Here is a 20,933-nt window from a genome sequence, read left to right as displayed (position 1 = left end):
GTACAGTTCTCATGAAAGACATCACAAGCACAGGGCCGAGGCGGAATACCGGACGCTGGATCGTCGGGGCCGTTCTCGTCGCGACGGCGGCCGCCATGTACATCAGCATCATGCTGAAGATCATCAAGTACGGGCCGTAGACAGTGATTATTGCAACTTCGCAGCTGCCGCATGTTCTTGCGGTGATCAATGCTGCCACCATCGCCACCCTGCTCTATGGCTACGCGCAGATCCGGGAAGGAAGACGCGATGTGCATCGCAAGGCCATGATCACGGCCGCGGTGCTCGGCGTCGCGTTCCTTGCCATCTATTTCTACTACCATGCCTCCGCGGGCCTTGCGAAATTCGGGGGTGAGGGCGTGATCCGCCCGATCTACTTCACCCTGCTTGCCATTCACGTGCTGATGGCGGTCGTCGCGGCGGTCATGGCGCCCGCTGCCATCATTCTCGCGTTGAAGGAGCGGTTTGCCACGCACAAGCGCCTGGCGCGCTGGGCGCTGCCGGTCTGGCTGTTCGTCTCGGCGTCCGGTCTCGTCGTCTATGCGATGGCCGTACACCTGTATCCCTACCATGGGGCCTGATCGTCATGACCTATATTGCGGGTTCGGCACCTGAACTGGATCTGGGGCGAGCGAGCGCTGGATCGAAAGCGCTGCTGCGCCGCGAGATGCTGGGGTGGGCGTGGCTTTCGGTCGGTGCGCTCATCGTCGCCGGCGTCTTCGCCATCCTGCTGGCATTTTCCCGCGTTCCCGGCGTCGAGGCGGTCTTTCCGTGGCCGCTCGGCTTTTTCGGCAAGGGGCTGGTGATCCACGTCGTCTTCTCGTTGATCGTCTGGCTCCTCGCGGTGTTCGCGTTCCTGGTCACCTACGCGACCCTGAACACCTGGGGCGAAGATGTGCGGGTCCGCTTCATGGGCGATCTCGGCCAGGCATTGGTGGGGCTGGCTTTTCCGTGCCTGTTCGTGCCGGCGTTCTTCGACTCGACTTCGCCCGAGCTCGTCAATTATGTGCCGCTCATCCGCCATCCGGCTTATGACATCGGCTTGCTGCTGCTCGCTGCGGGCGTCCTGGGGCCGGTCATCCGTCTCGCCATCAACGTAGTGGGGCGCAGGAAAATGCTGACCCCGGCCGGGACAGCGATGGCTTCCGGCGGCTTCATCTATCTCATCGCCCTGACGTGCTTTGGCATCGCGGCAGCCCTTCTCTCCCGCACCGCCGAGCTCGACACCGGCCGCGAGCAGCTGTTCTGGGGCGGCGGCCACCTCCTCGAGTTCGTCTATGCGGCCGTGATGATGACGAACTGGATGCTCCTCGCCCGCGAAAGCCTGGGCGAGAAGGCCATCGATTTCGACATCTTCAAGATTGCCATCATCCTGGTTGCGGTGTTCTCGCTGCCGGCACCGGCCTTCTATCGCATTTTCGTCGCGTTTTCCGACAAGCAGCACGAAGCGTTTCGCGTGCTTCAGTTCGTGCTGGGCCTGCCCACGGCGCTGTTCGCGTTCTCGCTGCTGTCAGGCGCTTTCAAGTTCGGCCGGCCGTCGCAATGGCCGTGGCGCCAGCCCGCCTTTCTGGCGCTGGCTCTCTCGCTGGTCCTGTTCGGTGTCGGCGGGATCATGGGAACGCTGATCTCGGGTTCCGATACGCGTACGCCGGCGCATTACCATTCCGTCGTGACGGCAGTAAGCGTGTCCAGCATGGGCATGCTGCTCACCTTCGCGCTCTCCGAGCTGGGCAGGTTTAAGCCGTCCGATCGCGCCATCCGCGTGCTGCTTTGGCTCTATGGAGGAGGCCAGCTCTTTGCGTCGCTCGGCATGTTTCTCGCCGGAGGCTATGGCGCCCCGCGCAAGGCGCCGACCGCTGCAGGCAGTCTCGTCGATGTCGCGGCGGCGGGAATGTTCGTGCACGGCATCGGTGCCCTGGTTGCCGTCCTTGGCGGTGCGGCATTCGTTGTCATCGCCTGCCTTGCCCTTCGGCGTGCGCTCCCCGTGCCCCGTCGGGCTTAGGCTCATATGACCGCCCAGACCCGACTCACCCTTCTCAAGGCGGGTTTGCTCGGCCTCGTTTGTGCCGGATTGTTCGCAACCATCGTGCCGCGCCTGATGGGTCCGGCAGGTCCCGGCCGGCATAGCCTGCAATCGCTCTCAAGCGACGGGCCCGTGCAGCTTAGCTCCTTTGTCGATGAGGCGGGCACGCCGATCTCGGTGGACTCGTTCCGCGGCAAGATCGTCGTCCTGAACCTGTGGGCCGTCTGGTGCGTCCCGTGTCTGCAGGAGATGCCCTCGCTCGATCGGCTCGCGGAGCTGTTGCCGCAGGACGAGTTCGTGGTGATTGCGGTAAGCCAGGATCGGAGCGGGCCAGAAGTGGTGAAGCGTGCCTTTGACCGTCTTGGCCTGCAACGGTTGAAGCTCTATCTCGACCCGGCCGGCAAGCTTTCCAAGGAAATCGGCGCGCGAGGCATGCCGACGACGCTGATCCTGAGCGCCGAAGGCAAGCCGTTGTCGTTCCGGGAGGGCGCTGCGACATGGGACAGCGAAGACACGGTAAAGTACATCCGCGCGCTGCAATCACGCACGTAGCGCCGGCAAATTCGGCCGGGATTGCCTTTCTGAGCGAAACGAGATGAAACAGCAAGCGGCAGCTTGCCGGAAGGCACGCTCCTGCGCTGCAAGTTGATTTGCATCGAGCCCGCCGCTGCGGAAAATGCGCGGCTGACGGCCCGAAGGCAGTCTGGCGACCATGCAAGCGTCGAGCTCGAAATCCGCGAGTTCCGCCCCGCGCGGGGACCGCGTTACGGGATGGGAACATTTTCCCCACGATGCCGATATCGGCGTCCGCGGCTGGGGCGCGACCCCGGCCGAGGCCTTCGAACAGGCCGCTTGTGCTCTGACCGCAGCAGTCACGCAGGCAAGGGTAGTCCCACAATCCGAGGTCCGTCTGACCTGCGCCGCGCCGGACCTCGAACTGCTGTTTGCCGAATGGCTGAACGCGATCATCTACGAAATGGCCGTTCGCCGGATGCTGTTCGGAAAGTTTGCGGTTCGGATCAGCGATGGCCATCTGGAGGCCACCCTTCGCGGAGAGCCGGTCGACGTCGCGCGGCATGCGCCGGCATCCGAACCGAAAGGGGCGACCTACACCGCATTGAAGGTCGCATCGGACGCGGACGGCATATGGTCGGCCGCATGTGTCGTCGACGTGTAGGGAAGGCGCCATGGACATTTCCCGTTTCACCCGGATCGAGCCCGCGACTTGGCGGATGGAGCCATCCGGTGCAATGAGTGTTCCGGTCGTGATCTATGCCGACGAGACTCTGCTGCAGGAAATGGACGACAAGGCCGTCGAGCAGGCGAGCAACGTGGCGTCGCTGCCGGGCATTGTGCGCGGTTCCTATGTGATGCCGGACGGACACTGGGGCTACGGATTTCCGATCGGCGGCGTCGCCGCGTTCGATCCGGATCGCGGTGGCGTGGTGTCGGCCGGCGGCGTGGGTTTCGATATTTCCTGCGGCGTGCGAACGATGCTGACCGGCCTTTTCGTGCCAGACGTCATGCGCGTGCAGAGGCCGCTCGCCGATTCACTGTTTCGGCAGATCCCGGCCGGCATCGGCAGCAAGGGTGCGATCACGCTCGATGCGATCGATATGGACGCCATGCTTGCGGGCGGCGCGCAATGGGCGCTCGAACAGGGCTGGGGTGATGAAGCCGATCTCGAGCGGATCGAGGAAAATGGGAAGATGGCCGGTGCACGGCCCGACAGCGTTTCCGAACGCGCCAAGGAGAGGCAACGCGAGGAGATGGGGACACTCGGCTCGGGCAATCACTACCTGGAAGTACAGGCGGTAGCCGAGATATTCGATCACACCGTTGCTGCGGCATTCGGGATTGCAGAGGACAGCGTGGTCGTCACCATTCACTGCGGGTCGAGGGGCCTCGGACACCAGATCGGGTCCGAGTTCCTCAAGGAGATGGTGATCACGGCAGAAGCGAGGGGGATAACGTTGCCCGATCGTGAACTCGCATGCGCCCCGGTCAACTCGGAGGTCGGTCAGCGGTACCTTGGCGCGATGCGGGCAGCCACCAACTGTGCGCTGGCGAACCGCGAAATCCTCGGCCACTACGCGAGGCGCGTGTTCGCCCACTTCTTTCCGAATGCCGATCTGCCGATCCTGTTCGACGTCTCGCACAACACCTGCAAGGCAGAAACCCATCTCGTGGACGGCAAGCGCCGCGAGCTGTTCGTCCATCGCAAGGGCGCAACCCGCGCCTTCGGACCCGGCCATGCCAGCCTGCCTCTCTCGCTACGCCCCTTCGGCCAGCCGGTTCTGATCGGCGGCAGCATGGGTACCGGATCGTATATTCTGGTCGGCGATGAAAGAAGCGAAGGGAAGGCTTTCTCGTCCGCCTGCCATGGCGCGGGCAGGGCGCTATCCCGGCATGCGGCGTTGAAGCAATGGAGCGGACGCAAGATCGTCGATGAACTGGCCGCGCGAGGAATCCTGGTCCGTTCACCGTCAACGCGCGGTGTGGCCGAAGAAGCGCCGGGCGCCTACAAGGATGTCGGCGCGGTGGTCGCGGCGGCCGAGCATGCGGGGCTCGCGCGGCGGGTGGCGCGGCTGCGCCCGCTGATTTGCGTCAAGGGCTGATTCGCGCCGGATCGCGTCGAAATTCACCGCCGAGTACGGCGCGGCGGGCCTTTCCCGTCACCGGGATGCCGATTGACGGTGATGTCGTCCAGAAGCCTGCGAACGCGTAGCTCGGCGGCCGAATTGTCGACTTGTGCGACGACGCTCGCGATGCCGCGGCCGCGTCGGATGAACTGCCGATAGAAGCTTCCGATGTCGATTTCCTGATCGGTGGGCAGAGCGGTCTGCCGATATCCCAGTCGTGGGCCGGCCTCGTCCTCGACGATGATCCTGAGCAGCCATCCATCATTGGCGTGAGCCGGCTCGATCTCGAGCGTCGCGTCTACGGCAACCTCGTTCAAATCCTCGCGGTCGTCGTCGCCAAGACGAAATTCGCGCCGTTGCGGAATCTCCCGCGTCTCGGCGGTCTGGCGCACCGAGATCCTGAAGGTTCTTGGCGCCGCCTCGTGTTCGGCCATGATCCACTTAACGATCTGTTCGGGTTCAACATCGACGGTATACATTCTTGTCTCGGTGGCCGTGTTAGCATCTGCACGCGTGGGGCCTCGAGCGCGCAGGAAGTGAGGTTGGCAGCGAGGCTGCGTAATTGGCTGCAGCCTCGCGCCGGCAGGTCCAAAGATCAAGAGGACTTGACTTCAATCTTCTTGGCGGGCTGCTGCGCTTCCGGGGTCTTCGGCAGGGTCACCTTGAGCACGCCGTTCTTGAACGTCGCCTCGATCTTGTCGGCGTCGACGCCGTCGGGCAGCCCGAAAAAGCGCTCGAAGGAGCCATAGCGGCGCTCGGAAACGTAATAGTCCATCTTCGTCTCTTCCTTCTCTTCCTTCTTCTTGCCCTTGATGATAAGGCCGCCGTTGGCGAGATTCACCTCGACGTTCTTCTCGTCCATCCCGGGCAGTTCGGCCGTGATCTCGTAGGCCTTGTCCGTCTCGGTGACGTCGACGGCCGGAGCGGCGATCTGCTTCGCGACGTTCTGCTCCAGCCGGGCGAGCGAGCGGAACGGACGGCCCCAGAGGTCGCCGCCGAAATCCTCGAACAGGCGGTCGACTTCCTTTCTGAGCGACTCGAATGGACGCCAGACCTCTCCGGCAAATGCCGGCTCGGCAGCCTTCTTCGTTATGGGTAGCTTGGTCTCGTTTGCCATGGTCAACTCTCCGATGATCCTGGGTGGTAGTGGAGCTGGTTCGATCGGTGACGTTCAGCTAACAACTCCCTTGACGCTACGTTGATGTTTCGCAAACAGGTTGTTTCCCGCCAGAGCAGGTGCAGCCGTTTGCATTCAAGTGACGTTGAACGGGTGACTGACACAAGCACCATCGGAAGACCTCAGCGCGCGAAATCATTCCTCGGCTTCTTCATCCGATGTCAGGATCGTGACGATCTCGCCGGCAACGCCCTCGAGCGGCTCGCCGGGACCAAAGATATCCTGGTCGCCGGAAAGCCACGTCGCCGCATGTTCCAGGTCGCGGATCCTCGGACGAAGCGCCATGGATCTCAAGCAGCGTACTCTCGTCGAGTGCGCCGAGAACGGCCTTGACGTCCTCGGACGAGGCACGTGTGTTGGCAGATGCTGTCGGACCGTTTGACATCGGTAAGCCTTACGTACCGATCCCGGAAAGCATGCGTAAATCGCTTGGCAAAATTATGCCAAGCCGGAGCCGCCACCGCCGGACGAACCCGTCGCGACGCCCTCCAGGATGTTCCGCCCGCACGGTCCCGGCTCTCCCCGCCGTGCCTCTGCACGACGGCTGGATAAATTAGGTGACGTCCGCGAACCCGATGCGTTGATTTGAATCAAGGCAGGTAATGCAACCGCTCGGCCGCAGGACCTCCAGCTGGCCGGCCCTACGGCAGAAAGCTTTCCGGATTGGAGAGCTTTTTCGGCAGATATTCCTTGATCACGTAGTTGAGCCCCCATTTCGCCAGCGCCTGCTGCTCGGCGCGAACGCCCATGCTGAGCTGTTGCTTGATCGCGGCGATCCAGGCGGGATGCGCCTTGACGAACGGATCATTTTCCAGCGCGTCTTCCGCGCGCTTGACGTCGGTCGCGGAAAGCGGGTGCGTAGCGTCCCGAAGGCCGAAGTCGACGATGTCCTGCGGGGTTACGCCGAGGAAGCGCGCCTGCGGAACGCACAGGAAGCGGTTGACGTGTGCGGCGTTACCGGAGCCAACCTTGAGGGTCCGATAGATGTTGGTAAAGCCGTAAGGATCGCAATCGACAAAGCAATAGACGGGCAGCTTCTCGTTGTCGGACAAGAGACGAATGAAACGCCGCGTGGCGCGGGTTGGCACGCCGCCCATCTCGATGATGATGCATCCGGCGGTCTCCCAGAACCGATGATTGTTGAGGCGCTGGAACATGCCGCCGGTTTCGATGGCGAGGATGAAGCGTGCGTCTGTCCGGAACCAAAGATGTTCGACCGAGCGTGGAATGCTGTAGGCGCCACTGCCCAGCCGCGAGCAATCGATCTCGACGGTTTCTCCGGTGGCGGAATTCCTGTCGATCACGGTGAGCCGCCCGGCGACCGAGCCGCCATGCGCTTCCGGGTAGAAGCGAAGCTGCTCACGCGCGAGGCCCTCAACCGACGCGCTCGCCTCGATGTCGTCCATGACGGCATCGGACTCGACCTGCTCGTCGAAGCGGCAATCTCCCCAGTTCTTGCTGATGTAATAGACTTCGCGTTTGGTCGCGAAGTCGTCGTGCTCGACCATCGTTCGCGACAGCGCCATCATGCGCAGTGTCTGCGCGAAGGAGCGCGCGGTGTTCGTGGTCAACGTTCGGGTCTTGTGCGCGCCGCCAAGCTCGAAGTAGCCCTTCGCCAGGTCATAGATGACGTTTTCGAGGCTACGGACCGGCAGCGAAATTTCCGGCAGCCTGCCATGGTCGATATTGGCGCGGACCTGGGCGGCAATCTGTTCGATCAGGGCGATCGTCTTCTGGTCCAGTTCGCTACGGCTGGTCTTCGAATCGCTCTGCGTCATGTGGTGCCCCTCGTTTCGTGCGGCTCCTGTGCAGCGTATCGTCGAGCTTCTTGATTGTCAGATCGCGCTCCTCGTCGCTGAGAGTGAGGATCTCCTGCAGCGCGATGCCGATCTGCGGCAGGTACTTCTCGATATAGACACGACGATCGTATTCCTCGTGGAGGTGCGTCTCACGGCGCAGATACTGCGCCAGCCCGCGTGCGCATTGCTGCAGCCCCAATTTGATCTCCTTGAGGATTTCCGGATAGGGCTCGATCGCCTCCTTGGACTCCGAGGTGTAGGGCACCCACACGGAAGCGACATGGACCAGGATCGCCATCGGCGCGATCGGCAACGAGCCCTTCGGCTGATGCAAGCCGTAGCCGCGCCAATTGGTCTGGATGACAGCCTTGGCAATCGCGCAGCCGGCCTGTTGGTACAGAAGCGGCACCCGGTTGGCAAAGCGCAGCAGGCGTACCGGCTCGTCCTTCTGCGCGATCAGGTGCTCGCTTGCCGGTTCGTCCCGTGTGGCCCGCTTGCGCATATGGCCGCCGGCATCGACCTCGACATCGCCGCCGCCCGGACGGGCGTAGGCGAGGGCGATCTCAACCTGGAATGGATTGCCGCGGTAGGCGGCGGGAGGGCGCGTAACGACGGTGAAGAAGTCCGCCGCGAGCTCCTTGCGCAGGCCAGTCAGAAGCTGGTCCTCGCCGATCGGAACGATGCAGTCGGTTCGCGGCGCCAGGACGCGGGTCGTCTGGATCGCCTTGTGCAGCGCGGTGGCTTGCGCATGCGCGATGTGCTTCGGATGCGAGCGCTCGCTCAATTCGCGATCCGAATGCTTGCGGGCAAGTGCGATGATGCTGAGCGCCGTCTTCTTGCCGACGCAGGAGAATTCGTCGACCAGGAATCCCAACAGGGTGCGGCTGTTCGTGTTGTTCAGCATCTGGATCAGCCTGCCGAGCTCGATGCCATAGGGATGCGGCTTGATTTCGAACGGGCGCTTGGGAAGCGTGTTGGTGCTGCGGTTGAAACGGATCACCTCGCCCTTGGGATTTTGATAAGTGATGGCAAGGTGCGGATTGGCGATCGCGGTCTGCTTCAGATAGGTCTCAACCGAATGGGGGCCGGTTTGATGGTGCCCTTCCATCTCCATCGCGACGCGAGTGCCGTGCGGACGATCCCATCTCAGTTGCTTCTTCTTGTGGATGTCGGGCCGGTTTTTCCCCGTGTCGATCGACACATACATTTCCGAGGCGAGCTTGTCGCCCTTGACCCGGCTGACGATGTGCAGCGGTTTGCCCATGGTGAGCTGGCCGTACATGCCTGCGGCGGAAATGCCCATGCCCTGCTGGCCGCGTGATTGGGACAGCTTGTGAAACTTCGAGCCGTAGAGAAGCTTGCCGAAGATCCGCGCGATCTGGTCCTCGACGATGCCCGGCCCGTTGTCCTCGACAATGACCTTCGACTTGCCGTAGCGGTCGCTCACTTCAACGGTGATCTCGGGAAGTATGCCGGCCTCCTTGCAGGCGTCGAGCGCGTTGTCGACCGCTTCCCTCACCGCCGTGACAAGCGCTTTGGCCGGCGTGTCGAAGCCGAGCAGGTGCCGGTTCTTGAGAAAAAATTCCGAGATCGAGATCTCGCGCTGGCGGTGCGCCATCTCGGTTGCGGTAAGCGGGGGTGGAGATCGCCGGTCGGGCACGGTGGTTTCGGTTGTTGCGCGGTGTGGAGCTATTCTTATTCGCGCGAGCTGGGCGGCCCTTGACCGGGATCAATCTGCCGGAAGCGCCGGCCCACTGGAAGAGTGCTCCGGGCTTATTCCGAACCTGCCGTGCTTGGCGGCGTGCCTGCCAATGCAACCGAAGCCATGACCTCATAGCCGGTTGCGCCCGGCGCCGGGGACCGGAAAAGCTCGACGGTGGTCACGGACTGCGCCATGTCGATGTTCCGATCGATCGGATATTTGCGCGCGACATGTCGGCCGTCGTCGCGAAGCCGGGCCAGCGTCACGTGCGGGCGAAAGGGCCTGGTCTGTTGCTGTCCGAACGCGATCATCAGCGTCGTAGCAAGAGCCACGAGCTCGTCGCCGTCCGCGCAATCGGTCCATAACAGACGCGGCCGGCTGGGCTGAGGGCCATAACCGACGTGCAGAAATCGCAACGAAAACGGCGCGAAACGCTTGGCGACCTCGCTCAGCCGTTCAATCGCGCACTGGATCGAGGTCTCCTGCCAGGGTGGTACGAGAGTGAGATGAATGTCGCTGGCTGCGACCAGCCGTCCGCGCGCTTCGTTCAGGGGAGCGGCGAACGCCGCGAGCTGTTCCGCAATATCGGGTATGATTCTCACCCCGACAAATAGTCGCGCGGACTTTGCTTGCTCGCCGCCATCCATTGATGAAGAGCCTTCGCTTCGCTTCGCGCTATCTCTCGTACCAGCCGACAAGGGTCGCCTCTCCGAGCGTGAACTTGCGGGCTTCCCGCTCGACATCCCGGCAGGATGCATTGGCCGAAACGCGAATCTGATCGGCCGAGAGCGCAAGCAGCCGAAAATGGTAGTGGTGAGGGCCGTGGCGATGGGGCGGACAGGGGCCGCCATAGCCGACTTCCCGAAAATCATTCATGGCCTGTTTCAGCTTGCCGTCCTGCGTGGCGTTCTCCGCAAGCTCGGTTACCGTCGGCGGTATGTCGTAGACCGCCCAATGGTGCCATGTGCCGCCGGGCGCGTCGGGATCATCGCAAAGCAGGACGAGGCTGCGTGCGCCCGCAGGCGTATCGGACCATTCAAGCGCGGGCGAAACATTATCGCCGTCGCAGGTAAACCGTCGCGGGATGACCGATCCGTCGGCGAAGGCTTTTGATCTGAGTTTCATGATGGTTCTCCTTTAGCTGCAGGAGAGGGCGGTTCGGGCTTGACACGACGGACACAAAGCCGCAGCCCCAAGCAAGGCCGGATCGCCGTTCCGATAGTAATCGGAATGTGGCGGGAAAACCATTGGTTGGTCGCTGCACAAGGTCGCCTGCCTGCCCTCGATCACCGGTGGCTCTCGGGCGAGCGCTGTCAGGGCGGTGGTCAGGAAATCTGACGAAAATCGGCTCTGCCCGCACAGCGAGCCGATAGGGAAGGTCATCATTTCGTCATCAAGGAGGCGCGGCTATCCGCCATGACCAGCGCTTCGCATAACTCGCGACTGTTCCTCTGCGGTGATGTGATGTGCGGGCGCGGCATCGATCAGGTGCTGGCGCGCCCTTGCAGCCCTGAGATCTACGAAGACTACCTGCGCTCGGCGGAGGATTACGTCGCGCTTGCGGAACAGGCCAACGGCCCTATTCCGCGGCAGAACAGTCCGGATTACGTCTGGGGAGCCGCTCTTGACCAATTCGAGCGCATGCAGCCGCACGTCCGTATCATCAATCTCGAAACGGCGGTCACGCGCAGCGACGATCGCGCCGTCAAGGGCATCAACTATCGGATGAGCCCGGAGAACACAGATTGTCTGTCGGCCGCGCGGATCGATTGTTGTGCCCTGGCCAATAACCACGTGCTGGACTGGGGGCAGGCCGGTCTGTTGGATACGCTGGCGACGTTGCGCAAGCTGAACATCAAGTACGCAGGGGCCGGTCGCAATGACGAGGAAGCCCGTGCACCGGCGATAGTGACGCTGGCGAAAACGCGTCTCCTGGTCTTTTCCTTCGGGGCGACTTCAAGCGGCGTTCCCGAGGACTGGGCGGCGAGGCGCGATGCGCCAGGCGTCAACCTGCTGCCCGGGCTATCCGAGGCGCATGCGTCGGCGATCGCTCGAGACGTCGCTGCATTCAGGCAGGAAGGCGATCTCGTCATCGTTTCGATTCATTGGGGATCCAATTGGGGCTACCACATCCCATCTCAGCAGTCGGCGTTCGCCCGCGCGCTGATCGACAAAGCCGGCGTATCCATCGTGCACGGCCACTCGTCGCATCATCCGAGAGCCATCGAAATCTACCACGATCGCCTCATCCTCTATGGCTGCGGCGACTTTCTCAACGACTACGAAGGGATTACCGGTTACGAACGCTACCGGGATGACCTGGTACTGATGTATTTTGCGGATCTTGAGCAAAATGGGAATCTTCATGCGCTGACGCTGGTCCCGCTAGAGATCAAGAATTTCCGATTATGGTATCCGACCCGCGAGGATGCGCAGTGGCTCGAGCAGATGCTCGATCGCGAGTGCCGGCGATTTCGAACGAGGGTCACCTTCAATTCCGACGGGCAGCTCGCGGTGACTGCCGCCAGCGAGCCACCCTAATGCGAGCGGTTTTCGGGCTTGGCCACACCGGCTGGTGCCGCCGACGCCAGATGCTGCTCGAACCATCGGACCGCGAGGGCGATGACGGCCTCCATCGCACCTCGCTCGGGAAACAGGTGCGTTGCCCCGGGAACGATCTGCAGGGCCTTGGGTGCGCGAAGCCGCGCCAACGCTTCTTCGTTCAGTTCGATCACCCCGTAATCGACCCCGCCGACGATGAGCAGGGTCGGCGCGCGGACAAGCGGAAGAGCGTCGCCGGCGAGGTCGGGACGCCCGCCGCGGGAGACCACCGCCGCGATCCGCTCCGGAAGGCGTGCCGCGGCCACCAGCGCCGCCGCGGCCCCGGTGCTCGCACCGAACAGGCCGAGCGGAAGCTGCGCGATCGATGGCCCTCGGCCGCCGAGCCATTGCACGACGTCAACCAGCCGCCCGGCCAGCAGTGCAATATCGAAGACGTTCGACCGGTCGCTCTCCTCGCTCGGGGTGAGAAGGTCGAACAGCAGCGTGGCAAAGCTGCTTGCGTTCAGGGCCTTCGCAACGGCGGTGTTGCGCGGGCTCAGCCGGCTCGATCCGCTGCCATGGGCGAAGACGACCAACCCGTGCGGGCTTTGGGGCACGTTCAACGTGCCGGCAAGCCCGAGCGGCGGAATGACGACGTCCGATGATGTCATGGATCGGCGCTCGCTCATGGCATACCTCGCGGCTTTCGACTGCTGTCGCGCGTTACGCTTTCAGGCTCCTGATCGAAGCCGGCAGATGCTCCATCAGCTTGGACAACTCGCCTGGATCGAGCTTTTCCCAGAGGACCTCGAAGACACCGCGGATGACCGTCATCGGATTTGCCGGGAATTGTTGCGGCAATTCGGCGAAGACATGCGCGGCGAATTCCTCGACGTGTCGTTCCTTGGTCGGCGTGCCGGATGGATGCCAGCCATCGTAATAAAGCCCGCGCACGAGCATCGGCAGCTGGGCACCGAATTTGACCGCGACCTCCGGGGGAAGCCGGTCGCGCAGCGCATGCAGCACCGCTCGCAGGGCGCTATAGGCTTGCTGGCGATTCTCGAGCTGTAGCTGCGCTTCGACCGCCTTGAGCCAGGCGTTGGTTTCCTGAACAGTATGGTCCAGAACGGTAACGGCTGTTGTAGCGCTCATGTCAGCCTCCATGATGTCTGGAACGAATTGTCACGCTATAGAACCAGGAGTGCATTGGTTTGACATGCCTCAAGGCTGGTGTCTGCGTGGGTAGCAGACAAACGTCTGCCGGGCGCGAGGGTTGCGGTGCCGAACATGGAAATCGAGGTCTGGGCGATCTTTCGGGCATTGTTGCTGCTGAGCGTCGCAAATGGCGCGCCCGTCATTGCCAAGAAGATATTCGGGACCCGTCTGGCATTTCCGCTCGACGCGGGAGCGCCGTTCCTCGACGGCGGGCCGGTCTTCGGCCAGTCGAAAACGATCCGCGGCCTTCTGGTTTCCGTGGCTGCCACCTCGGCTGCTGCTTCCCTGCTTGGGTTGAGCGTCGGACAAGGCGCCCTCGTGGCTGCCTTTGCCATGATCGGCGATCTCGTTTCCAGCTTCATCAAACGGCGCTTGCGGCTTTTGCCGAGCGCCCAGGCGATCGGGCTGGATCAAATCCCAGAATCCGTCCTGCCGCTGGCGGTCTGCCGAAGGATGCTCTCGTTGAGCTGGGTCGATGTTGCGATCGCCACCGGCATTTTCATCGTCGGCGAGCTGGTCGTTTCGCGCCTGCTTTATGCCATGCATGTCCGCGATGAGCCTTATTGATGATCAAGCTTCGATCATCACGCGCGGGATAGCCGGTGCAGCGTTATCTCTGGCGGGCAGTTGAAACGGACCGGTACCACGCTCGATCCGCAGCCGACGGAGGTGTAGCCGTCCATGTCGCCATAGCGCCAGGCCCCGGAGCCGAACCGGCGCGGCAGCACCGAGTCGAGGGTGATGGGGATCGACCCGGGCAGGCAGATCTGGCCGCCATGAGTGTGTCCGCTCAAGAGCAGGTCGAAGCCGGCGTGGGCTGCCTGGCGATAGATTTCCGGCGTGTGTGACAGCAGGATGGAGAAGGCGTCGTCGGGAATGTCGGAGGCGGCCTTCTCGATGTTGTCGACCCTGAAGTAATGTGCATCGTCGATGCCCGCGAGATAGATCGCCGCTTCGCCGCGCCGGATGGCCTCGCATTCGTTCTGCAGCATCCTGATGCCCGAGGCTTCGAGCCCGGGCAGCATCTGGATGGTGTCGTGATTGCCAAGCACGCCGAACACGGGCGGCTTGAGATGGGCCGTCAGGCGCGCCATGCCCTTCAGCGCAGGCTCGAACGGGCCGAACGTCCGGCCGCGAAAATCGCCGGTCAGCACGCAAACGTCGTATTGCAGTCCGCCGACCAGTTCGGCGAGGCGCGCCATGGCACGCTGGTTCATGTCGACATGAGTGTCACTGATGTGCAGGATCGTGAAGCCGTCGAATTGAGCCGGCAGTCTTGCCGACCGGATCTCGTTGATGTTGACGACGATCCGCTCGGCATTCCTGCGTCCCCGCCCATACAGTCCGCACAATTTCAGGACGTTGCGTATGACTGAATGAATCGAATACCAGTTCTCTAGATGGAAGAAGTTCAGGCCCTGTCCAAAGACCTGGGCTTCATGATCCGCTTCGATCCCAAGACGCTGCCGTGCATGCAGTCGGCCGAGACGCTGCTCCAGGCTGGCAAGGAGTTGAGTTTGCTTTAGCGGATCCTGCACGGCGGCTAGTCCAAATCTGTCCGCCCGGAATCCTCCGATGCCAGCAGCAGGACGGGCATGTGCGCGGGAGGCTGTCGGCGCCGTCCGTGCGTCTTTGGTCGACGCGTGATCAACAGGCTGCCCTTGACGTAGGCCGGCAGGAAAGCGTGGAGGTCGCCGGGCATAGGATCTGCAAGGATGGTCGCAATGCCGGCTTTTCTTGCGGTGTCGATCATTGGCGAGCCGAATTGTCGATCAGGTCGACGCGGACGGCATCAAGGTATTCCAGCACGCGAGGAAGGTCAGTAAAGCTTCCCTTTGCTGCGTTGATGCCTAGGTCGATGGCAACGAGGGTGGTCTGGCGATCAAGCTTCTGGACTTCGTCGCGGTGCTCCTTTTCCCAGACAGGGACATTGCGGACAATCTGCGCGAGCTCGTGCTGCAGGTTTTCGATGGTCTCCTGAGCGGCCTTGCGCTCGGGCTCCGGCCAGGCACTGAACTCGTCCGGCGGAACAATCTTGCCCTCCCGCAATGGTGCGATCATGAAGCCCATGGGGGTCCGCAGCAGCCGCCGTCCGACCACGACCGCATCGACCTCTTCCTCCGCGATTACCGCAATGACCGATTCGGCCGGATCACCCCAGCGCAGCAGCGAAGCTGACGGCTCGATGCCGGCTTGCTGCAGATGATAGCGTGCGCGCGCCAGGATCTGTTCACCAAACGCTTCGGATGGGTCAGCCAGCTCGCCCTCGGCGCGCCGGAACTGCTGTTGCTGCTGTTCGGGCAACGCGATCCAGACCGTCATAAGCTTGATGCTCCCGCCTGCGGCTTGCGCCATGGCGGCGGCAACATCGAGCGCGCGGTCGGCGGGCTCCGATCCATCGGTTGCGACTAAAAAGCTCCTGATCGATGCGGGCATGGATCTTCTGCCGGGAACCCGCTCGATCAAGTATCAGTTCTTGGAGAAGTCCGGCTTGATTTTGCTCAAACCCGGCGACACGTGACGTGCTCAAATTACTCTCTCAATAAAATGAGAAGGAGCAAACAAATGGTCATGCAAACGCCAGCTCAAATCGAATTCGAGAACCTGACGGCGACTCCCGAACTTCGGGGCGCGATCGATCAGCACCTCTCTGAGCTGGAGGAGCGCTTTGGTCGAGCGACGGCCGGTCGCATCGTGGTGCGGGGGCCAGGTGATCGTCACCAGACCGGCGGTCAATACCAGGTCAGCATTCGGCTGGCGCTTCCCGAAGGGCGCGAAGTCAATGTTGGTCGCACGCCCAAGGAGGACGAGCGCTATTCCGATCTGACGTTTGCGGTGGACAACGCCTTCAAGCGCGCGCGCCGCCAGTTGCAGGACCAGGTGCGCCTGCTCCGGGGGCAGACCAAGCATCATGAGGGCGGCGCAGTTGGCACCGTGGTGCGTATCGACCCGAGTGGGGCATTCGGCTTCCTTGAGACGGCGGACGGCCACGAGGTCTATTTCAACTGCAACAGCGTTGTAGAAGGGCGCTCGGATATCGCGGTTGGCACGCGTGTAAGCTATGTCGAGGAGTCTGGAGAGAAGGGGCCGCAAGCCAGCACGGTCAAAATACTCGGCAAACACAAATTGCGGACCTAGCCACATCGGCGAAAATGGACGTTGCGCAGATGACAGGCCAAAGTTGGAGTTCGCGTCTTGCGGTCGCAGAGGCTAAGCGGCTGCGTGTGTTTGCCCTGAATGGCACCGAGGAACTCGGAAGCAAGATTGCCGAGTCGCTGGGCTGCGGCCTCGCACGCCACGAGGAGCGCAGCTTCGAGGACGGTGAACACAAAATCCGTCCGCTTGACACGGTCGCCGGGTGCGACGTCTTTGTCGTCCACAGCCTGCACGGTGGACCTCAGGAAAGTCCTAACGACAAGCTGTGTCGCCTGCTGTTCTTTATCGGCGCGCTGAAGGACGCGGGCGCGGCGAAGGTGACGGCCGTGACTCCCTATCTTTGCTATGCGCGCAAGGACCGCCGCACCAAGGCCAACGACCCGGTCACCATTCGTTATCTCGCTTCGCTGTTCGAAGCCGTCGGCACCGACGCCATTGTGACGCTGGAAGTTCACAACGAGGCGGCCTTCGAGAATGCCTTCCGCTGCCCGTCGGTCGCATTGACGACCGCACCGCTCCTGGTGGGAAAGATCAAGGCGATGGCCGGCGACAAGCCAATATGCGTGGTTTCGCCCGATCTCGGTGGCGGCAAGCGCGCGGACGTATTGCGCGAGGCCCTGGAAACGGCGGTCGGGCGGCCGATCCGCAAAGCCTTCGTCGAAAAGCATCGCAGCGGCGGAGTCGTGTCGGGCGATCTCTTCGCCGGCGACGCTGCCAACGCCCTTTGCATTGTGGTCGACGACCTGATCAGTACCGGAGGCACGCTGGTGCGGGCGGCCAAGGCGGCGCGCGCGCACGGGGCGCGGGAGGTGATAGCCTGCGTTGCCCATGGCCTGTTCATGCCGGGAGCCGAAACGGCGCTCGCCGATTCCGCCCTCGATCGTATCATCGCTACAGATACCGTGCCGCCGTTCCGGCTTCCTCACGGCCCGGTCCTCGCAAAGCTCGAGGTAATCTCGGCGGCTCCGTTGTTGGCCGAGGCTATCCGTCGGCTCCATGTGAACGAGCCGCTGAACGATCTGTTGATGTACCAGGCCTGATCGCGGCCTAAAGCAATCGCGCCAGCCGTCTTGCATCCGCCTCGGCGAGCGCGAGATAGGCCTGCGCCTGGCGCGGCCATTTCTCGGGCGTGCGTGGATGCGGATCGAGCAAATGGGCGATGGAAAGGCGCGCGCGCAGCATGGCGCGGCCGATGCGGTAGAACAGGAATAGGCCGTTGACTGGATCGTCCTGGAGCTGGCGGGCTAGATGTCGCCGGATGACGTCGCCGGCCCAGCGCTCGCCAAGCCGTTCGCATTCGAGGTGCAGGAAGGCAATTTCATCGAGCGCGTCGAGCGCGCGCAGACGGGAATTGAACTCGAGGCAATCGATGATCGCGAAGGGCGCACTGAGCCAGATGTGTTCCGGTCTGAGATCGCCATGTGCATCGACGATATGCCGCTGACGGACCCGGGCAATCAGGATCTTTGCATGCGCGGTCAGAAATCGGCGTTGAAGCGAAGCGACACGTGCGATGGTGCCATGTGGCAATCCGAAGCGGTGATCCAGCAGCACCCGCCAGTCCATCACAGCCGCCTCGTACAAGGACGCGACGTAAGTTTCTGGATTTGTGAGAATGCGTTTCGCGTGTGAATAGAACCGGCCTAGCGTTCTTGCCAGCCGTTCGGCCTCAATAGGGCGAACACGGCGGTTGTGAAGTGCGGTCTCAAGCGTTCCCTCCTCGTCCAGCTTGCGCATCACCACAAGCCAATCGATGACAGGACCGGTACCATTGATGGCGAGGCTGCCCTTGGCTTCGGTCAGCGGAACGACACCGAGATAGACATCCGGCGCCAGCCGCCGGTTGAGATCGGCTTCCGCGCGGCATGCTGCGGCGCGGCGCTCCAGCGTCGAAAAATCCAGGTACGGAAACCGAACCGGCTTTTTCAGCTTGTAGACTCGCTCGCCGTTCATGAAGACCCACGACATGTGAGTCTCGCGGACGTGAACCTCGTCACGGACCGGCGTGTAGCTATCGGGCCGGCTCAGGAACCTTACCTTGCGCGCAAGCGCGGCCGCGCTGTTATTGTCAGCGCCAGGCGTGAGAGGCGGTCGATCCCGGGTTCGAAGCATAACAAGGGCTATCGCTAATCGGAGCTGTTCCGGTTTGACGCCGATCAAGAGCCGGTTGAACGTACGGCAATAATCTTTGTTTAGATGCTAACTGGATGCTCTCGATATGGTGTTTCAGGACAGAAATGACGCCGGTCGAACATTGGCCGGGGCTCTAGAGAAGTACAAGATCCGCCACCCCGTCATCCTGGCGCTGCCGCGGGGCGGGGTACCCGTGGCAGCCGAGGTTGCAGAGAGCCTGGATGCCCCTCTTGACCTCGTCATCGTCCGCAAGGTCGGGGTGCCGGTCCAGCCGGAGCTTGCGATGGGGGCGGTGGTGGACGGCGCCGAGCCGATCGTCGTGCGCAACGAAGACGTCATCGAAGTGAGCGGCGTGAGCCAACGGGAATTCGACCACGTCTGCAAGCATGAGCTTGCCGAGATCGATCGGCGGCGGCAGCATTACCTGCGCGGCCGGGATAGGTCCGAAATCAAGGACCGGGTCGCCATCGTGATCGATGATGGGATCGCGACCGGTGCAACGATGCTTGCCGCGCTCAGAGCGCTTCGGAAGCGGGCGCCAAGGGAACTGGTGCTCGCGGTGCCGGTCGCGGCCTTTGAGACCCTGGAAAAGCTGCATCCCGAAGTCGACGCGATCGTCTGCCTGGAGACGCCGCGGGATCTCGGTGCGATCGGCTATTTTTATCGCGATTTCGAACAGGTCAGCGATGAGGAGGTCATTGCGACACTGAAACGGTTCCCGGCCAACAAGGCCACTCAGGTGTCCTGACCGTTCTGTCATTCAACGCCAGCCGTGCAGCGGCACCCATTCGTTGCCGACCTTGGCGTAGGAGCGCTTGACCGCGGCCCATGCGGTGCGATGCGCGATTTCCTCCTGCCGGTGATCGCCGGCATGCGAAGCAAAGGAATGATTGAAGGCTTCGCGATAGATATCCTGGGCGTGGGGCGGCAGGTGGTGTTGCACCGGCGCGGGAAGATCGTCATTGGAACGGTACGGCATGTCGTGGTCTCATGTTGGACCGGTGTTCAACGCCTTCGCCGGCGAACTGCGGCCGGCACTTCAGGATAGGCGCCGGGCAGCGCCATGCCAACGAATTGAGCGAAGCCGGAAAGTGCAAGGCCGCATGAACTCGTGAGTTGCCGGCGCTTGCCTCGGCGAAACAGGAAGGGGTGGCTGATGGAACCCGGGCCGAGCGCACTCCTTACAGACCTCTATCAACTGAACATGGTCCAGGCCTATCTCGAGTCCGGCCAGACCGGCACGGCGGTATTCGAATTCTTCGTCCGCAAGTTGCCGGCGCAGCGCGCTTTCCTGATGGCTGCCGGTCTCGAGCAGGTGCTCGATCTTCTCGAAACCTTGCGTTTTTCGCCGGATGAACTCGACTGGCTCGAGCGCAGCGGCCGGTTCGGTGCCGGCCTGATTGACTATCTCGCCAAGTTCCGCTTCAGCGGCGAAGTTCATGCCATGCCTGAGGGGACGGTGTTCTTCGCGAACGAGCCCATCCTGCGGGTCACCGCCCCGTTGCCCGAAGCGCAACTCGTCGAGACGAGGTTGATCAACGTCCTACATTTCCAGTCGCTGATTGCCTCGAAAGCGGCGCGCATGGTGCAGCTCGCGCCCGGCAAGCTGCTGGTCGATTTCGGGCTGCGCCGCGCCCACGGGTCGGAAGCCGGCCCGATGGTGGCGCGCGCAAGCTATATTGCGGGCTTTGCGGGCAGCGCGACGGTGCTGGCCGAGAAGCTGTTCGGCATCCCGGCTTTCGGGACCATGGCGCATTCCTTCATTCAGTCATTCGACAGCGAAGCGGCGGCGTTCGAAGCGTTCGCGCGGGCAAGGCCCAAGGATCTCGTCCTGCTGATCGATACGTACGACACGGAAGCGGCCGCCCGGAAGGTTGTCGCGCTGGCGCGGAATCTGCGGACGCAAGGCATCAAGATCCGTGGCGTTCGCATCGACAGCGGCGATCTGGTCGCGCTTTCGAAAAGCGTGCGCCGGATTCTCGACGATGGAGGGCTTGCCGGGACCACGATCTTTGTCAGCGGCGGCATCGAGGAGGAGTCGCTGGCCGCCTTCGCCCGCGAGGGTGCCCCGGTTGACGGCATCGGAATAGGCACGAGTCTCGCAACCTCGTCGGATGTTCCCGCACTCGATTGCGCCTACAAGCTCCAGGAATATGCGGGATTGCCGCGGCGCAAACGATCCGCCGGGAAGGCGACCTGGCCGGGCCGCAAGCAGGTCTGGCGGCGCTATGATGCCGATGGCCGCATGGCTTCCGACGTGCTGTCGATCGAGGAGGACGTGCATGAGGGCGAGCCGCTGATCCGCCTGATGATGCAGGACGGCCGCCGTATCGGCCCATGTCCGTCGTTGCAGGAGGTCCGGGGGCGCGCGCGCCGGGAACTCGAGCGGCTGCCAAGGGGATTCGAGGTACTCAAGCCACGCCAATCCTACCCCGTGCGGGTCGCCGAAAGCCTTGAGAAGTTGGCGGCCACCGTTGACGCCACGACGAAATGAGAATCGCTACCGACAAGAACTGTTCACCTTCCTATGAGCGGCGGTTTTGAT

Annotated in this window: 25 protein-coding genes; 12 read left to right on the top strand and 13 right to left on the bottom strand. The window is 62.7% G+C overall.

Going from position 1 to position 20,933, the window contains the following annotated elements; translation table 11 throughout:
* Positions 1-143: 143 nt before the first annotated feature.
* The 5 genes from HY852_RS25330 to HY852_RS25310 all read left to right on the top strand — a co-directional run bounded on the left by HY852_RS25330 (position 144) and on the right by HY852_RS25310 (position 4,641).
* A complete protein-coding gene (locus HY852_RS25330) occupies positions 144-581 on the top strand; it encodes a DUF420 domain-containing protein (RefSeq protein WP_291607650.1) in 438 nt (145 codons plus the stop codon).
* Between the two features lie 5 nt (positions 582-586).
* Positions 587-2,002 (top strand): cbb3-type cytochrome c oxidase subunit I, encoded by a 1,416-nt coding sequence (locus HY852_RS25325; RefSeq protein ID WP_291607649.1) that lies wholly within the window; start codon positions 587-589, stop codon positions 2,000-2,002.
* A gap of 6 nt (positions 2,003-2,008) precedes the next feature.
* On the top strand, positions 2,009-2,575 hold the full coding sequence (locus HY852_RS25320; RefSeq protein WP_291607648.1) for a TlpA disulfide reductase family protein: 567 nt from the start codon (positions 2,009-2,011) through the stop codon (positions 2,573-2,575).
* 160 nt (positions 2,576-2,735) lie between these two features.
* Positions 2,736-3,200, top strand: a complete 465-nt coding sequence (locus tag HY852_RS25315; RefSeq protein ID WP_291607647.1) for an archease — start codon at positions 2,736-2,738, stop codon at positions 3,198-3,200.
* A 10-nt stretch (positions 3,201-3,210) separates the two neighbouring features.
* The gene (locus HY852_RS25310) at positions 3,211-4,641 is read left to right on the top strand and encodes an RtcB family protein (RefSeq protein WP_291607646.1); all 1,431 of its coding nucleotides are present in this window, start codon (positions 3,211-3,213) and stop codon (positions 4,639-4,641) included.
* A 23-nt stretch (positions 4,642-4,664) separates the two neighbouring features.
* Here the strand turns inward: HY852_RS25310 and HY852_RS25305 are convergent, their stop codons facing one another.
* From HY852_RS25305 to HY852_RS25275, 7 genes are all read right to left on the bottom strand, one after another.
* On the bottom strand, positions 4,665-5,144 hold the full coding sequence (locus tag HY852_RS25305) for a hypothetical protein (protein WP_291607645.1): 480 nt from the start codon (positions 5,142-5,144) through the stop codon (positions 4,665-4,667).
* A gap of 116 nt (positions 5,145-5,260) precedes the next feature.
* Positions 5,261-5,782, bottom strand: coding sequence for an Hsp20/alpha crystallin family protein (locus tag HY852_RS25300; protein WP_291607644.1), 522 nt, complete (start codon positions 5,780-5,782; stop codon positions 5,261-5,263).
* A gap of 195 nt (positions 5,783-5,977) precedes the next feature.
* Positions 5,978-6,127, bottom strand: a complete 150-nt coding sequence (locus HY852_RS25295) for a hypothetical protein (RefSeq protein WP_291607643.1) — start codon at positions 6,125-6,127, stop codon at positions 5,978-5,980.
* Positions 6,128-6,483: 356 nt separating this feature from the next.
* Positions 6,484-7,620 carry a DNA topoisomerase IV subunit A gene (locus HY852_RS25290; protein ID WP_291607642.1) on the bottom strand — a complete coding sequence of 379 codons (1,137 nt, stop codon included), beginning with the start codon at positions 7,618-7,620 and terminating at the stop codon, positions 6,484-6,486.
* A complete protein-coding gene (locus HY852_RS25285; RefSeq protein WP_291607641.1) occupies positions 7,589-9,301 on the bottom strand; it encodes a DNA topoisomerase VI subunit B in 1,713 nt (570 codons plus the stop codon). The genes HY852_RS25290 and HY852_RS25285 overlap by 32 nt, the downstream gene beginning before the upstream one ends.
* Positions 9,302-9,414: 113 nt before the next feature.
* A complete protein-coding gene (thpR, locus tag HY852_RS25280) occupies positions 9,415-9,990 on the bottom strand; it encodes an RNA 2',3'-cyclic phosphodiesterase (RefSeq protein ID WP_291607640.1) in 576 nt (191 codons plus the stop codon).
* A gap of 28 nt (positions 9,991-10,018) precedes the next feature.
* Positions 10,019-10,468, bottom strand: a complete 450-nt coding sequence (locus tag HY852_RS25275) for a YbhB/YbcL family Raf kinase inhibitor-like protein (protein WP_291607639.1) — start codon at positions 10,466-10,468, stop codon at positions 10,019-10,021.
* A 291-nt stretch (positions 10,469-10,759) separates the two neighbouring features.
* Here HY852_RS25275 and HY852_RS25270 point away from each other — a divergent pair, with 291 nt between their 5' ends.
* Positions 10,760-11,884 (top strand): CapA family protein, encoded by a 1,125-nt coding sequence (locus HY852_RS25270; protein ID WP_291607638.1) that lies wholly within the window; start codon positions 10,760-10,762, stop codon positions 11,882-11,884.
* Here HY852_RS25270 and HY852_RS25265 read toward each other — a convergent pair.
* Both HY852_RS25265 and HY852_RS25260 read right to left on the bottom strand, forming a co-directional pair.
* Positions 11,881-12,573, bottom strand: a complete 693-nt coding sequence (locus HY852_RS25265; protein ID WP_291607637.1) for an alpha/beta fold hydrolase — start codon at positions 12,571-12,573, stop codon at positions 11,881-11,883. The genes HY852_RS25270 and HY852_RS25265 overlap by 4 nt on opposite strands.
* Positions 12,574-12,607: 34 nt before the next feature.
* Positions 12,608-13,036 carry a DUF2267 domain-containing protein gene (locus tag HY852_RS25260; RefSeq protein WP_291607636.1) on the bottom strand — a complete coding sequence of 143 codons (429 nt, stop codon included), beginning with the start codon at positions 13,034-13,036 and terminating at the stop codon, positions 12,608-12,610.
* A 135-nt stretch (positions 13,037-13,171) separates the two neighbouring features.
* Between HY852_RS25260 and HY852_RS25255 the strand changes: the two genes are divergently transcribed.
* Positions 13,172-13,666, top strand: coding sequence for a CDP-archaeol synthase (locus tag HY852_RS25255; protein WP_291607653.1), 495 nt, complete (start codon positions 13,172-13,174; stop codon positions 13,664-13,666).
* Between the two features lie 17 nt (positions 13,667-13,683).
* On the opposite strand, the gene HY852_RS25250 is transcribed toward HY852_RS25255, so the two are convergent.
* On the bottom strand, positions 13,684-14,637 hold the full coding sequence (locus HY852_RS25250; RefSeq protein WP_291607635.1) for a metallophosphoesterase: 954 nt from the start codon (positions 14,635-14,637) through the stop codon (positions 13,684-13,686).
* 211 nt (positions 14,638-14,848) lie between these two features.
* Positions 14,849-15,523, bottom strand: coding sequence for a universal stress protein (locus HY852_RS25245; RefSeq protein ID WP_291607652.1), 675 nt, complete (start codon positions 15,521-15,523; stop codon positions 14,849-14,851).
* On the opposite strand from HY852_RS25245, the gene HY852_RS25240 reads away from it, so the two are divergent.
* The 3 genes from HY852_RS25240 to HY852_RS25230 are packed head-to-tail and all read left to right on the top strand — an operon-like array spanning position 15,453 to position 17,295.
* The gene (locus HY852_RS25240; RefSeq protein WP_291607654.1) at positions 15,453-15,620 is read left to right on the top strand and encodes a hypothetical protein; all 168 of its coding nucleotides are present in this window, start codon (positions 15,453-15,455) and stop codon (positions 15,618-15,620) included. The genes HY852_RS25245 and HY852_RS25240 overlap by 71 nt on opposite strands.
* Positions 15,621-15,664: 44 nt before the next feature.
* The gene (locus HY852_RS25235; RefSeq protein ID WP_291607634.1) at positions 15,665-16,237 is read left to right on the top strand and encodes an HPF/RaiA family ribosome-associated protein; all 573 of its coding nucleotides are present in this window, start codon (positions 15,665-15,667) and stop codon (positions 16,235-16,237) included.
* Between the two features lie 29 nt (positions 16,238-16,266).
* Positions 16,267-17,295 carry a ribose-phosphate diphosphokinase gene (locus HY852_RS25230; protein WP_291607633.1) on the top strand — a complete coding sequence of 343 codons (1,029 nt, stop codon included), beginning with the start codon at positions 16,267-16,269 and terminating at the stop codon, positions 17,293-17,295.
* Between the two features lie 7 nt (positions 17,296-17,302).
* Here the strand turns inward: HY852_RS25230 and HY852_RS25225 are convergent, their stop codons facing one another.
* Positions 17,303-18,223, bottom strand: coding sequence for a hypothetical protein (locus tag HY852_RS25225; protein ID WP_291607632.1), 921 nt, complete (start codon positions 18,221-18,223; stop codon positions 17,303-17,305).
* 250 nt (positions 18,224-18,473) lie between these two features.
* Between HY852_RS25225 and HY852_RS25220 the strand changes: the two genes are divergently transcribed.
* Positions 18,474-19,136, top strand: a complete 663-nt coding sequence (locus HY852_RS25220) for a phosphoribosyltransferase (RefSeq protein WP_291607631.1) — start codon at positions 18,474-18,476, stop codon at positions 19,134-19,136.
* 12 nt (positions 19,137-19,148) lie between these two features.
* On the opposite strand, the gene HY852_RS25215 is transcribed toward HY852_RS25220, so the two are convergent.
* Positions 19,149-19,367, bottom strand: a complete 219-nt coding sequence (locus tag HY852_RS25215) for a ChaB family protein (RefSeq protein WP_291607630.1) — start codon at positions 19,365-19,367, stop codon at positions 19,149-19,151.
* A gap of 177 nt (positions 19,368-19,544) precedes the next feature.
* On the opposite strand from HY852_RS25215, the gene HY852_RS25210 reads away from it, so the two are divergent.
* A complete protein-coding gene (locus HY852_RS25210; RefSeq protein ID WP_291607629.1) occupies positions 19,545-20,882 on the top strand; it encodes a nicotinate phosphoribosyltransferase in 1,338 nt (445 codons plus the stop codon).
* Positions 20,883-20,933: the final 51 nt, after the last annotated feature.

It is taken from the genome of Bradyrhizobium sp., from assembly GCF_016213215.1.
Taxonomy (GTDB): Bacteria; Pseudomonadota; Alphaproteobacteria; order Rhizobiales; family Xanthobacteraceae; genus Bradyrhizobium.
This window is presented reverse-complemented; position numbering and strand designations above follow the sequence as displayed.